Origin of the sequence: Pontibacter sp. SGAir0037, assembly GCF_005491705.1 — a bacterium.
GTDB lineage: Bacteria > Bacteroidota > Bacteroidia > Cytophagales > Hymenobacteraceae > Pontibacter.
The window spans coordinates 395,258-409,869 of the sequence record NZ_CP028092.1; the positions used below are offsets into that span (position 1 = coordinate 395,258).

The following is a 14,612-nucleotide window of genomic DNA, read 5'->3' on the forward strand; positions in this document are numbered from 1 at the left end:
TATGTACTCAATCATCTAGCTGCTTTTTGTTTATTTAGCTGTGTTGTTTTCTCAGAACAGGGTAAAACTACACAGCTCAAAATCTTTAAATTTTAACATGCACTGGATGAAATCAGTAAAGAAAATTATTCCGCTATCTTTATTAATCTGTTTCTTTCTGCTACACTGTAAGCCCTCGAGTGAGAAAGAAAACCGCAACAATACGGAAGCTGTTGCAGCACGAGAGATATGGTCTGCCGAAAAGGCAAACAACTGGTATCAGGAGCAAGACTGGCTTGTTGGGAGCAATTTTATTCCAAGCAACGCTATTAATCAGCTGGAGATGTGGCAGGCAGAGTCTTTCGATACTGCTACAATTAGCAAAGAATTAGGCTGGGCTGCTTCCATTGGAATGAACACCGCTCGTGTATACCTGCATGACCTGCCTTATCAACAGGATTCTGCTGCTTTCTTAAACAGGATAGACACTTTTTTAAGTATAGCAGACCGGCATCAGATAAAGCCTTTGCTGGTTTTCTTCGATTCTTGCTGGGACCCTTTTCCTAAACCAGGCAGGCAACGGGAGCCAAAGCCGCATGTGCATAATTCGGGGTGGGTACAGAGCCCCGGAGCCGAAGCTTTAAAAGACTCGTCACAGTATCCGCGTCTGGAGCGTTATGTGAAGGGAGTGGTAAAGCATTTCGCCGATGATAGCAGGATTCTGGGCTGGGACATCTGGAATGAACCCGATAATGATACCGGCCCTTCTTACAAAGCGGTAGAACTGCCGAACAAAACTGATTATGTGTTGCCTTTACTTGAGCAGGCGTTTGTATGGGCAAGATCTGCTAATCCTTCGCAACCGCTTACTTCTGGCGTATGGCTGGGAGACTGGTCTGCGCATGCTAAACTATCCCCGATACAGAAAGTGCAGCTGGAGCAATCGGATGTCATTTCTTTTCATAATTATGATGGGCCTGAAGAGTTTGAGAAAAGAATTGGCTGGCTACAACGCTATAACCGACCGTTACTCTGCACCGAATACATGGCACGGCCTAATGGTAGTACGTTCGAAGCTTTTTTACCAATTGCAAAAAAGAACCGGGTGGCCATGTTCAACTGGGGCTTGGTTGATGGAAAAACCCAGACAAAGTATGCCTGGGATAGCTGGGTGAAGCAGTACACAGCGGAGCCTGAAACATGGTTTCATGATATTTTCAGGAAAGATGGTACACCTTACCAGCCTCAGGAAACAGCTTTAATTAAAGAGCTTGCCGGTAAGTAAAAAGAATAGCCAGTGAAGAGTGTAAATCAGGCTGCACCGGCATTTGATTTTAGACCTGTACTTCGTAAGTTTAAATCTAAAACTTTTCCTGAAATTACTGAAGCATGCTAAGATATATCTGCCTTCTATTTTTACTGACCACAGCGTTAAAAGGAGTTGCCCAGAACTCAAAAACGAACCTGGAGTACGTTGATCCGACGATCGGCGGGGTGGGGCACATTCTGGAGCCCACTCGCCCGACGGCGCACCTGCCCAACAGCATGGTGCGGGTGTACCCGGCCAAGCGGGACCAGCTTGACGACCAGCTGGGTTTCTTTCCGCTGACGATCATCTCGCACCGCCTGGGCGAGCTCTTCGGTATCCTGCCCCACAGCGGTTCCGTAGACCGGGCGGCCTTTGAGCGGAAGTATGCCTACGACCAGGAGAAGGCGGCCCCGCACCGCTACCAGGTGCGCCTGGAGGAGAGCGGCATCGGGATCGAGTTCATTCCCTCCGGCAAGGCGGGCCTCTTCGTGTTCACTTACCCGGAGGGCAAGGAGAACCAGGTGCTCTTTGCCCTGCGCCACAAAGGGAGCTTAGCCTTTGAGGGAAAGAAAGCCCTCAGCGGACAGGAGGACTTTACGGGCATGAGCGCCTGGTTCTACGGCGAGTTCAGCGAGCCGGTGAGTCCTGAGCTGGTTGCCGACGAGAAAGGCGTGCAGCGCTACGCTGCCGCCAAAACGGGTAGGCGTGAGATCCTGTTCCGCTACGCAGTCTCCTTTATCAGCAGCGAACAGGCCAAAAAGAACCTGCGGGAGGAGATTCCTTCCTGGAAAAGGGAGGAGGTATTGGCTAAAGCCACCAGGAGCTGGAACCAAGTGTTGGACCAGGTGCAGCTGGAGGGTGGCACAGAAGCGCAGCGACGCACTTTCTACACCTCACTCTACCGCAGCTATGAGCGCATGGTCAACATCACCGAGCAGGGCCGCTATTACAGCGCCTTCGACCACCAGGTGCACCGGGCGGAGAGGCCCTTCTACACCGACAACTGGATCTGGGACACCTACCTGTCCCTGGAGCCCCTGCACACGATCCTGAACCCGAAGATGGAGGCCGACAAGATCGCCTCCTACGTGCGCATGTACGAGCAGTCGGGCTGGCTGCCCTCGTTTGCCGTGCTGTGGGGGGAGCACGCCTGCATGACGGGCAACCACGCCGCCGCCTGGGTGGCCGATGTCTGGGCTAAGGGAGTGCGTGACTTCGACCTGCCCAAAGCCTACGAAGGGCTGCGGAAGAACGCCTTGGAGGGCACCCTGTTGCCCTGGCGCTACGGGCCGATGAGCAGCGTGGACTCCTTCTACCACCAGAACAACTACTTTCCGGCCCTCCGGCCCGGAGAGAAGGAGACGGTGAAGGAGGTGCACGGCTTCGAGCGCAGGCAGGCGGTGGCCGTTACGCTGCAGCACAGCTACGACGACTGGTGCCTGGCCCAGCTGGCGCGCGAGCTGCGAAAGCCGCAGGAAGCGGAGTTGTTCCTGAAAAAGTCTGCCAACTACCGGAACGTGTTCCGGCAGGAGAAAGGCTTCATGTGGCCCAAGGATAGCGAGGGCCGCTGGATTGAGCCCTTTGACCCGAAGTTCTCCGGCGGCATGGGCGGGCGCGACTATTTTACCGAGAACAACGCCTACACCTACAATTGGGACGTGAAGCACGACCTGCAGGGGCTCTTCGGGATGATGGGCGGCAAGGCGGCAGCCGAAGCGAAGCTGGACGAGCTGTTCCGGGAGGGGCTGGGCCGCTCCAAGTACGAGCTGTGGGGTACCTTCCCCGACGCCACCGGCCTGGTGGGGCAGTTCGTGATGGGCAATGAGCCGAGCTTCCATGTGCCCTATCTCTACAACTACCTGGGCTCGCCCTGGAAGACGCAGAAGCGGATCCGGATGCTGCTCGACACCTGGTACACCGACAACCTGTTCGGCATCCCGGGCGACGAGGACGGGGGAGGAATGACCTCGTTCGTGGTGTTCTCGATGATGGGTTTCTACCCGGTGACTCCGGGCATTCCTGCCTACAACATCGGCAGCCCTTCTTTCGAAAAGGTGAGCGTAAAGCTGGATAATGGCAAGACCTTTACGGTGGTAGCCAGGAATAACTCCCCTGAAAACAAGTACATCCAGCGCGCCCGGCTCAACGGCAGGGTATGGGACAAGCCCTGGTTCACGCATGAGGACCTGGTGAGCGGAGGAACGCTGGAGCTGGAGATGGGCAGCCTGCCCAACAAGAAGTGGGGGACAGGAGAAAACGCCGTGCCGCCTTCTGCTATAGATTTTAATCCGCTAACTAAGCTATAATAAAAATAAACCAGAGGCTCTAAAACAACAGAGGCAGGCCAGTTAACTGGCCTGCCTCTGTTGTTTTAGAGCTATAAACTGCAGCAAAATATACTTATGATAACCGCTCTTTGGTATTTATGAGCCACTCGAAGCAATTAAGCCGCTGTATCCAGTTCATGAGTTGTAATTTTTAATCTGGCGCAGCAACAGCCAATCTATAACTTATGTCTGCTGCCTCGCCTCCGCCTGTTCATTACTGAGCAGCCAGAGCAACTAACTTCTTATTTGGCTTCGAGCTCATATAAAAAGTAAGTTTGCCTCCATTCATGATCTCGTCGTGCGTCAGGTAGAGGCGGTTGAGCGGCTTTCCATTCAGCTCCATTTTCTCTACATATACATTTTTGTCACTCTGCTTTTTAACATCTACTGCAAAAGTTTTCCCGTTTTCCAGGTTTAAAGTAGCCGATTTAACCGATGGGCTGCCAATGGCATACTGGTCTGAAGCAGGAGCAACAGGGTAAAAGCCCAAGGCACTGAAAATATACCAGGCACTCATCTGGCCAAAATCGTCGTTGCCGCCTAAGCCGTCTATGGTTGGTTTATACATGGCTTTTAACACCATCCTGATTTTCTCCTGCGTTTTCCAAGGCTGGTCGGTCCAGTTAAACAGGTAGGCTACGTGGTGCGAAGGTTCGTTACCATGCACATAGTTGCCGATGATGCCGTCGCGTGAAATGTCTTCAGTGTTCTCAAAATACTTATCAGGAAGATCCATCGTGAACAGGGAATCCAGGTGAGAGGCAAATTTCGTTTTACCGCCCATCATGGCGATCATATCAGCAGGAGCATGCGGTATGTAAAGGCTATAGTTCCAGGAGTTGCCCTCAATAAAGCCTTGTCCGTGCGTGTCCAGCGGGTCAAACTCTTTTTTCCAGGTGCCATCGCTCAGCTTCGGGCGCATAAACCCTATTTTAGCATCATACACATTTTTATAGTTGGTGGCACGCTTGCTGAATTCCTCATAAATATCCTGGCGGCCCAGTTTCTTGGCCATTTGGGCAATACACCAGTCGTCGTAGGCATACTCCAGGGTTTTTGAAACAGAAGAGCCGTTTTTATCTTCGGGTACATACCCCATTTCCATGTAATAGTTCAAACCATCGTAGTAGTTGTTGCGGGCCGTTGTAACACAGGCTTCCAGGGCTTTATTCACATCAAAGTTAGCATTGCCTTTTATCACGGCATCGGCAATAACCGGTACGCTGTGATAGCCGATCATGCACCAGTTCTCGTTGGCGTAATGCGACCACACCGGAAGCATTTTGTGCACGCTCTGGTTGTAATGTGCCATCATCGATTTAATCATATCGGTGTTGCGTTTCGGCTGCAGCACGTTAAAGAGCGGGTGCAACGTACGGTAAGTATCCCAGAGCGAGAAACTGGTATAATTGGTAAAGTCTTTTGCCTGGTGCACGTTCATATCCAGACCTTTGTAAGAGCCATCGGTATCCATATAGGTCGTAGGGCCTAAGAAAGCATGGTACATGGCCGTGTAGAAGTTGATCATTTCTCCTTCGCTACCGGCATCTACTACGACTTTACTCAGTTCTTTATTCCATAGCGCCTGGCCTTCCTGCTTTACACGGTTAAAATCCCAGTGCGGGATTTCAGCTTGCATATTGGCTAAGGCTCCTTGTGTGCTTACCGGTGAAATGGCAAACTTTATCTTCACTTTATCGCCTTCTCCGGTTTTAAAGTCGAAGTACATCTTTAGCTTTTTGCCTGCTACTTCCGGGAAATTGTGTTCCTGGTCGAATTTGCGCCAGAAGCCTTTGTACACGTTGTTGTCGTAGTTTTTAGTGCCGTACTGGTGGAATGGCTTATCGAAAGCCATGGCAAAATAAACCGTTCGGGTTCGGGCCCAACCGTTGGTCTGGCGATAACCGGTAATTAGGGTATCGTTCTCTACCCGTACAAATGTCCAGGTATTTTTGTCGTCGTAGTTATAAATGCCCGCCATCAGGTCGAGGATAATATGGGCCTCATCTGATTTCGGGAAGGTATACTGGTGCATGCCCACTCTGTTAGTGGCCGTGAGTTCTGCCGTGATGTTGTGGTCGTCGAGCTTTACCTTGTAATAAGCCGGTTCAGCAACTTCGTTGGCATGCGAAAAAGCAGAGCGGTAGCCGCTTTGAGGCCTGTCTGCCGTGCCTGGGTTGAGCTGCAGTTTGCCAGTTGTCGGCATAATCAGGAAATCGCCCAAATCAGAATGGCCGGTGCCGCTAAAATGCGTGTGGCTGAAGCCAACAATGGTTTTGTCGTCGTACTGGTAGCCGGCACAGTACTTATATACATCCGGATTGTAAGTGCCATTTACAGCATAGGGTATGGTATCTGTATCAGGGCTGAGTTGCACCATACCAAAGGGAACAGTAGCACCCGGATAGGTGTGTCCCATTTTGGCGGTACCAATCATGGGTTTGGCGTATTTTACCAGGTTAGGTGCTGCCTGCTTCTGTGCAAACATGGGCAGGGATAGGAGTGAAGCCAAGGGGACTAAAAGTAGTTTTTTCATTTTATAGGTATATTGCTCATCAGTTAATCTAAATAAAACGATTTAGCCTTAGAAATTCTTGTAAAACAGCAGATCTGACTTATTTCAGGAATATGAATTCTATTGAATGTGACTGATAAACTGTTAACCATAATTTAAAGCAAAATACTTTAAAAGTATAAGCTTAGCAAGTCCTTACGTTAAAGAAATCTACAACGGCTGCGGCAGAAATTGCTTATAATTTCCTCTCAAACGGATTCTCCGGCTTTACCAGCAGTACCTTTTCGCGCTCCACAATAACAGCACCCGGAGCGGCTCCTTTCGGCTTTCTAACCCATTTTTTAGGTGTATAGATAACAGGGCAGAGGGAATCGTTCTTTCGTTTAGAGTAGTATGCTGCCAGTTGTGCGGCTTTTTCCAGTACAGTAGCGGGCACGGTTTTGCCAGCCTGGTGCTTGATGATAACATGCGAACCTGACACATCTTTGGCATGTAGCCAGATATCCTCTTTAAAAGTATGGCGTTGCGTTAGCTCATCATTGTTTTTGGCGCTCTTGCCTACCAGTATTTTAAAACCTTCGGTTTCGAACAGGCGAAAAGGTATTTCCTGCTGTGTTTGCTGCTTGCTTTTTAGCAGATGCGGGTATTCCTTTAAAAATACTTTTAGTTGCTTGTAATTCCGAACGTCTGCCAAAGCCTGCAAGGCATCTTCCAGAATCAGAACCTCTTCCAGTTTACGCTCCAGTTTCTCTTCCAGCTGCCTTACTTCAACATGCTGGCCCTTGGCTTTCCGGTAAAGCCGTTCCGCAAATTTCTGAGGAGTTTCGGTTACGCGTAATTTGTAGGTTTTTACCTGGTCAGTATAAAAGTCGTATAGTTCTACTTCGTCAGCTTTGGGAGGGATATTTGTAAGGTTGGCCATAATCACATCGGCTGTTTGCCCATACGATTTGTCGTGGCGGAGTTCTTTAAGCTTTGCCTCCACTTGCTGAAGCACCTGCTGTGTGCCGCTTAACCTTCTGGTGAGTTGTTGGCTCGCCTGCTCATACTGTTGCTCAAAACCGGTTTCGGAAAGATACGTGCGCGTAAAAGCATTTGCTGCTTCTATCGGATCAGGATAAGTATGCTCTACCTGCCCTACTTCCAGCAGCGATAAGCGGATTTTGCCGTTTATCCTGCTTAGGTAGTAGCTCTCAGGGTTTTCTAGTTGTTCCAGCAGAGCCTGTACCAGTTCCCATTTTTCTTCTAAAGGCTGTGCCGCATACTGCTGTTGCTCCAGGTAAAGAGCAGGCAGTTCGCCAAAAGTGGGGTAAACCTTTTTTAAATTTCCATCTGCAGCTTTAAAGGCTTCAAAGTTCTGCTGAAGGAGCCTGTCCATCTGAAATGGGTTTAAGTCAGCGTCTGCTTCAAATTTCTTATGAAACAGTTCTACAGCTTCTTCTTCCTGGAAAAGAACGATGTTGGAGCGATTTCCAAAAAGTTTAAAAAGAAGCTGCATGCCGTTGCTTAACTGTAAGTAAAAGCTTCGCTCATTCAGATGCTGTACAAGATCTGTTACAGTAGTACCCAGGGCGCCTCGGAACAGCTCGATGGTGTTGGCACGGGCTCTGTTAAACTGGGCCGGAAAAGAAAGAGAAGAAAAGTGGGAGGTAAGCAGTGCCCGGATGTAAAACTCCTGTGCCGTATCCGTCAGTCCAATAATAAGCTCATCTTTATTTTGGCTGAAACAGGTAAAGATCTGCAGCCCGATGAGTTTGGGCCGTAATGCTTTGGTGAGTTGTTGTAAAAAGTAATAATTCTGATGCACGTACTAAACTTCTATCTGTAAACCATCATAAGCTAAATGAATGTTCTCGGGTAGTTCCTGCTCTATGTGGCGGTGCTGGCCCAGTAAATGGCTGATATGGGTAAGGTAAGCTTGTTCCGGCTGTAACTCATCCAGTACTTTGATAGCCTCCTGTAGCGAAAAATGTGAAATATGAGGTTCATGGCGCAGCGCATTCAGCACAATTACTTTAGAGCCTCTTATCTTCTCTTTTTCATTTTCTGAAATATAGTTGGCGTCTGTGATATACGTAAAATCGCCGATCCGATACCCAAATATAGGGAGCTTGTAATGCATTACACGGATAGGTGTAAACGTAACGCCTTCTACTTCGAAAGGTGTTTCTGTAACCGGGTATAGTTCAACCCTTGGAATGCCAGGGTACTTGAAGTCGGCAAAGATGTAAGAAAACTCCTGTTTCAGCTGGCGAAGCACGCGCTCTTCCCCATATACAGGCATATCTTTGTTTTGTAAAAAGTTATAGGCACGTATATCATCCAGACCGGCCGTATGGTCTTTGTGTTCGTGTGTAAACACAAGCGCATCCAATGTTTTAATGCGCTCACGCAATACCTGCTGACGAAAATCAGGGCCGGTATCTATGATAATACTTTTGTCGTTTACCTGTAGGTGAATGGAAACGCGAAGGCGCTTATCACGGTAGTCTACAGAACGGCACACCTCGCAAGAGCACCCGATAACGGGTACGCCCTGCGAGGTGCCTGTACCTAAGAATGTAACTTTCAATTGGCTAATTCCTGTTTTTTAATTTCCAGGTAGAGCTGCTTGTTTTTTTCGCTGAGCAGATTTTCGTCTACAGCGATGGTGCGAAGGATGTCGTAAAGGCAGTTTATTTTACCCTCCAAACTGTAATATTTATTTACGACAGCCACTTTCATATCTTTCAGCACACAGTAGCCTGCCTTAAAATTTCCTTTTTCGTAGCGCAGCACAAAGTCCGACTCTGCAAAAATATCCTCCAGTTTGTTTAAAAAAGGCCGCGTATACTTTAATTCCATTTATTGTTCTGTATGCTGTTTTACAGTTTGCACCAACATGTCGAAATCGAGAGGCTTAGGCAGGTAAGCGTTAATGCCGGCTTCTTTAAAATCCTCCATAGTGTAGTTGTTGGCATTTCCTGTTACCGCAATAATAGGAATTTTAGCAATGTCTTTGTTTTCATGTGCACGGATTTCACGGGTACAGTCCATGCCGTTTTTAATCGGAATGTTCAGGTCCATTAAAATCGCATCAATTTTATTGCTCTCTACTTGTTTGATTACTTCGCCACCGTTCTTAGCAGTTAGTATCTTGTAGTTTTGAAGCTCTAAAATCTTTTTTGTCAGGTTAAGGATCACAGAACTATCTTCTGCAATCAGAATGGTTTTGTCTGCCATAAGAGTGAATTAAATAATTATATTCTTGTACGCTTTTCGGTAGAAATCATATTGTTCCAGCAACTTAGAGAAATTTTCGGCTACATGCTCAAATTTCTCACCTTTAATATCGTGCTCCAGTTGCTTAGCAAGTTCAGCAAAAGAATTTATGCCCAGCGTAAAACCAGTGCCTTTTAGTTGATGCAATGTACTCAAAATACTATTGTAATGTTGTGCTGCCAAATCTTTTTTGGCTGTTTCAAGTAATTCGGCTGCTTCTTCCTCAAATTCGCTGTACAATTGCATGGTAAATTCTTCACCACCCATTAGTATGAGCTGTTCCACAATTGTTGTGTCAATTATGTTCTGCTCCGCTACTGGTTCTTCAGGCAAAGTTACAGGTTTTGCAAATGAATCAGTACCCTCGTGGTTACCCTCTGCACCGGCTCTGGCTTGCCATTTAGATATGACGGTGTGTAAAGCACTGCTTTTTACCGGTTTGGAAATATAATCGTCCATGCCCTGGTTTAAAAACTTCTCGGCATCGTCTTTCATTGAATAGGCTGTCATGGCAATAACAGGCGGACAAGCCTCTTTCAGCTGTTCTTTCAGATGCTTTGTTGCCGTAACGCCATCCATCTCCGGCATCTGGATATCCATCAGAATAATGTTATAGGTATTCGTGGTAGCCAGTTCTATTGCCTCAAAGCCATTCGATGCCACATCAATCCTGCAGCCTAACCGTTCCAGGAGCTTTTCTGCTACTTTCTGGTTAATCTGGTTATCATCAACAAGCAGAATGTACGGGCTGTCCTGCAGAACTTCCACTTCCGCCTGCTGCATTTGCATTAATTTCAGCTGGCTTTCCACTTCCTCATAATCAGCCTTTCTTATTTTGATATCAAACCAAAAGGTGCTGCCGTTCTGTCCGTCAGATTCAACTCCGATATCTCCTCCCAGAAGTTGTGTTATCTGTTTAGAAATAGCCAGCCCCAGGCCTGTGCCGCCAAATGTTTTGGTAGAAGAATTGTCTAGCTGTGTGAAGTCTGTAAACAACAACTGCTGATCTTCTTCAGAAATGCCTATACCTGAATCTTTCACCCGGACATGCAGCATAAAGGTTTCTTTTTTAAGGGACTTACTGCTTACGCTGATGTTAACTTCGCCTTCGTTGGTAAATTTAATGGCGTTGGAAGTCAGGTTTGACAGTATCTGCAGGAAACGGGTTTCGTCTGTGAAGATATAACGTGGCGTTTGTTCCGATATCTGGTATGTAAAATTGAGATCTTTTTGCTGCGCACGATTGGCAAATAAGGAGTGTATTTTTCCTAATGTATCGTGCAAATCGATGGCGGATTCACTGATTACCAGCTTGCCTGCCTGCATTTTCGAGAGATCCAGAATATCATTTAATATAGCCAGCAAGGCATCCGAAGATTTGCGAAGGGTATCGATATACTCCTGCTGCTCTTCATCGGTGTTAATCTGGCTGAGCAGATCAATCATACCAATAATACCGTTCATGGGCGTGCGTAATTCGTGGCTCATGTTTGCCAGGAACTGCGTTTTCACCTTGAGCAGGTTTTCGGCTTCTTCTTTGGATTTTAAAAGTGCGATCTGGGTTTTCTTCAACTCCGACACATCCCTGATGACACCTTCTGTTGCGATAGGAACACCTTCTGAATCGTAGATCAGCCTGGAGTCCATGAGTATCGTTTTGGTAGCACCGTTTTTGCAGTAAATATCCAGCTCAACATCCCGGATGCTTTCTTTGTCGAGCAGAAGGTTTTTGGTAGAGGTAATATCCTCCTCGTTTACAAAAACTTTAGATGCGCTCTGGCCCAGTATCTCCTGCTCGGTAAAGCCAATCAGGTGGTAAACCGATGGGCTAACCAGTTCCACAATGCCTTCCATGGAAACTCTGTAGTACACATCCTGGAACGACTCGAAAATACGGCGGAATTTTTTCTCGTTTTCTGCAAGAGCCAGCTGCGAGCCTTTCTTTTCGGTGATATCCAGCGCAATAGCCGATACTTCTTCAAAAGAGCCATCCTCCAGGTAAATAGGGTTCAGGTATACTTCGCGCCAGGTATCGGATTCTTTAAGGCGCACTTCGAAGAGCTGAGGTTCTCCTTCAAATGCTTTTTCATACTTTTCTTTCCAGTAGTCGAAAGAGTTTTCGTGGAAATCCAGCAGCTTGTTATCGTTCAGGCGTGTGTAAAGCTGTATTTCGTTGCCGCTACGCTTCTTAAATTCATTAAAGAAGTTGCGGTTAAAAGATGTCAGTTCAAAATCACGGTTAACAGACCACATATGATGCGAACCACTTTCAAAAATGGCGTTCAACTTCGCATTCTGAGTATTAATCTGTTCTTCGTTGCGTTTTCTTTCAATCGCAAGGGCTACCTGGTTCGAAATAAAGTGCAGTATTTCAATATCGGCAGGCACATAAGCATCGGCATTCTGATAGTCTTGCAGCGCGATAACACCAATAATGCGGTCGCCAATAGACAGCGGCGAGCAGAGTATCACTTCCGGTATAGCGCCCATTACTGTAAAGCCTTCTTTTTTAGACAACTCCAGTAATTCCTGCTTCTGCATGTAGAGCGGTTTACCTGTCTGGATAATATACTCGGATAAACCATTCGAGAACGGCCTCCTGATCTGGGCATTAGAAGACTTGTCGATGAACTGATCGATCAGGTACACAAACTGAAGGTGGCGCCTTTCCTTATCACAGAGGGCAATGTAGATATTCCGTGTTTCTATAATTTTGCTAAGCTCCCGGTGGATAGCGCTGTAAAGCGAATAGTTGTCTTTACTGCTGATAGCCAGGTTTGCAATGCTGTAATAAACCTTTTGCAGGCGTTCGGATTTTATGCGATCTGTTATGTCGTGCAAAATGGCTCGCGTAGCAACAGGCGCACCATCCTGCCAGCTGCAGGTGATACTGCCAATCAGGTGAACAGGCTTTCCGGCTTTGGTAAGGAATACGGTTTCCACCTTGTTTACACTCTCTCCTTTGTAGAGATTGCGCAACTGGTACAAGAGCTTTGCCTTGTAATAAGGGTGCACAATATCGTTTAGCGTCAGCGACTCAATGTCTTCGTCGCTGTAGCCAAGGCGATCTCTCCAGGCCTTGTTTACAAAAATAAATTTATTGTCTATCGAAAGGTTCTGAATAAGGTCATGGGCATTGTCGAACAGGTCCTGCAGCCTCACTTTATTGTCTTTCAGGGCTTCCATGGCAATACGTTTGTCGGTCATGTCTTTGCCCACATTTGTAATGCCGATTGGCTCGCCGTCCGGGTCGTACTCCAGCATAGAGTTCCAGCGGTACGTCTTTAACTGCCCCGATTTTGTAACAATATCCCGTTCATAATAAGTATTCATCTTGCGGGACTGCATGGCCCTGGCTAATTCATGCCTGCGTGCCAGCCTGTCTTGCTCCGGCACAAGCAGCAGGAAGAAGTTCTGCCCGATCAGTTCTTCTTCAGTATACTCGGTGTATTTAATAAAATAGTCGTTGGCATGGGTTATAATGCCATTTTTATCCAAGCTATAGTAGATAAGGTTTACTTTTTCGAGAAAGTCTCTGAACTGCATCATCGATTCCTTCATCACTTCCTCGCGGCGTTTGGCAAGCTGCACCGTTTTCCGTTGCGTAATGTCTCTCTTAAAGGCCTGCACATGATACTTGCCGTCTATCATAATGCGGTTGATATTGATTTCAGAGTCGAACATGGTGCCATCCTTCCGAAGATTCTTCCATTCGAATGTCATCGGATTACCCGTTGTAAGTACCTCTTGCATCAGCTGAGCTGTTTTCTCTTTCGAATGCGATCCATCGGGCTGGTATGGTGGCGAGAAATCTATAGGTGTGTGGCCAACAATGTCTTCGTACTTACAGCGGAAAAACTGCAAAGCCTTTTCATTGCAGTCTACTACTTTGCCATCTCTGAAAAGAAGGATAGCATCGTAAGAAGACTCAAAAAGCATTTTGTACTTATCTTCTGAGTTTGACAACTGCAGCTGCAGCTCATGCCTTGCAATGTAGTTACTGATGGCGGTATTGATGAAATCGAGCAGAGAAGTAAAGCTCTGCGTAATTTTCTTTTCGTCGTCTGTCCAGACAACAATAAACGCCTCAAAAGCAGTATCGGTGCTGATAGATAATACGGTAAGCTTCTGGTGGATGTATTGCTCGAACAACTCGTTTACTTCGCTGGTCGCACGGCGCTTTTCGTACCCATGCAATCGCTGCACAAGTTCCTGGCTTACTTCCAGCTCCGAAGGCAGCTCTATCTGATTGATTTCACCTGCTGAATAGGCTAGCAAAACCTTTCCTTCGGTTTTGGAATAAGTATATACACAACCCGCGGTAACATCGCTTTTTTCAAGCAATTCATCTACCGTTGTTTTTAAGATTTCCTGCTTATTGCCAGCTGCTGAAAGGTTGGTGATGAGGTTATTCACAAATTCCAGCTGGTGGTTTCTGAACCTGACACTTTGTTCTGCTCCAACTATTTCGATCAGGTTTCTGGCTGAACCGAAAATCACAGGCTCCCCTTTAAAAGTACCTTTTAGTAAAGATATTTCTACCGGTAGCAACTCATGTGTTTTCTCGTGCAGCCACCACTCAAACTTTTGCGGGGTTCCCTCAAGTGCCTGCTGTATCTGCCCTTTCAAAGCGATGCGCTCAAAAAGGTTCAGATCAAAATGCTTAAAGATAGATTTACCGATAATTTCCTCTTTCTGCTGATTTACAAGGGCAAGCGCTGTTCTGTTGATATCTATAAAACGTCCTTCCCTGTCCAGTATAAAGAGCGGTTCTGTGCTGTTTTCAAAAACACTGTGGTAGTTGTCCTGGTCTTTGGGTAAGGATACCTGAGGCGAACCAGACGGCATGAGCTCAACACATATAAAATGGGAACCGCCAAACTCTATTAGTGTAAAGGTATAGGTAAAGAGTTGAGGTACGACCTCGTTATCAGGAATCCGGGCTATACCGCTCAGCTTCAGCTCTGTTTTTAAGCTGTCCAATGCTTCATCCAGTTCTGCTGCGGTCTTTCCTAAAACAACTGCCAGCTCTGACGAGGTTAGATCCTGATGGCTCGGGCAGAAATCCTGTGCAGCTTTGTTTGCAGCAACTATCTTACCGTTGGTTAAAGCTACCAGTAAACCGATGGATGGTTTGGCCAGTTGAGTTGATAAATGTAAAAGGGTTTGCGCCTGAGAAATAATTTCTTCAGTATTTTGCCTGTTGGTTATGGATGGCATT

8 protein-coding genes are annotated in these 14,612 nt (G+C 47.0%); 2 read left to right on the plus strand and 6 right to left on the minus strand.

Annotated features, from left to right (window positions below; genetic code table 11):
* The first annotated feature begins 106 nt into the window (after window positions 1–106).
* Window positions 107–1,264, plus strand: a complete 1,158-nt coding sequence (locus tag C1N53_RS01605) for a cellulase family glycosylhydrolase (protein ID WP_137757661.1) — start codon at window positions 107–109, stop codon at window positions 1,262–1,264.
* 104 nt (window positions 1,265–1,368) lie between these two features.
* Window positions 1,369–3,594, plus strand: coding sequence for a GH92 family glycosyl hydrolase (locus C1N53_RS01610; RefSeq protein ID WP_137757662.1), 2,226 nt, complete (start codon window positions 1,369–1,371; stop codon window positions 3,592–3,594).
* A gap of 235 nt (window positions 3,595–3,829) precedes the next feature.
* Here the strand turns inward: C1N53_RS01610 and C1N53_RS01615 are convergent, their stop codons facing one another.
* The 6 genes from C1N53_RS01615 to C1N53_RS01640 all read right to left on the minus strand — a co-directional run bounded on the left by C1N53_RS01615 (window position 3,830) and on the right by C1N53_RS01640 (window position 14,611).
* Window positions 3,830–6,151, minus strand: a complete 2,322-nt coding sequence (locus tag C1N53_RS01615) for a GH92 family glycosyl hydrolase (RefSeq protein WP_137757663.1) — start codon at window positions 6,149–6,151, stop codon at window positions 3,830–3,832.
* Between the two features lie 214 nt (window positions 6,152–6,365).
* Window positions 6,366–7,937 carry an NFACT RNA binding domain-containing protein gene (locus C1N53_RS01620; RefSeq protein WP_137757664.1) on the minus strand — a complete coding sequence of 524 codons (1,572 nt, stop codon included), beginning with the start codon at window positions 7,935–7,937 and terminating at the stop codon, window positions 6,366–6,368.
* Window positions 7,938–7,940: 3 nt separating this feature from the next.
* Window positions 7,941–8,702 (minus strand): MBL fold metallo-hydrolase, encoded by a 762-nt coding sequence (locus tag C1N53_RS01625; protein WP_137757665.1) that lies wholly within the window; start codon window positions 8,700–8,702, stop codon window positions 7,941–7,943.
* The gene (locus C1N53_RS01630; protein WP_137757666.1) at window positions 8,699–8,974 is read right to left on the minus strand and encodes a hypothetical protein; all 276 of its coding nucleotides are present in this window, start codon (window positions 8,972–8,974) and stop codon (window positions 8,699–8,701) included. Before C1N53_RS01630 ends, C1N53_RS01625 begins: the two co-directional genes overlap by 4 nt.
* A complete protein-coding gene (locus tag C1N53_RS01635; RefSeq protein ID WP_137757667.1) occupies window positions 8,975–9,352 on the minus strand; it encodes a response regulator in 378 nt (125 codons plus the stop codon).
* A 9-nt stretch (window positions 9,353–9,361) separates the two neighbouring features.
* Complete coding sequence (locus C1N53_RS01640) at window positions 9,362–14,611, minus strand: PAS domain S-box protein (protein WP_137757668.1); 5,250 nt, start codon at window positions 14,609–14,611, stop codon at window positions 9,362–9,364.
* Between the last annotated feature and the right edge of the window lies 1 nt (window position 14,612).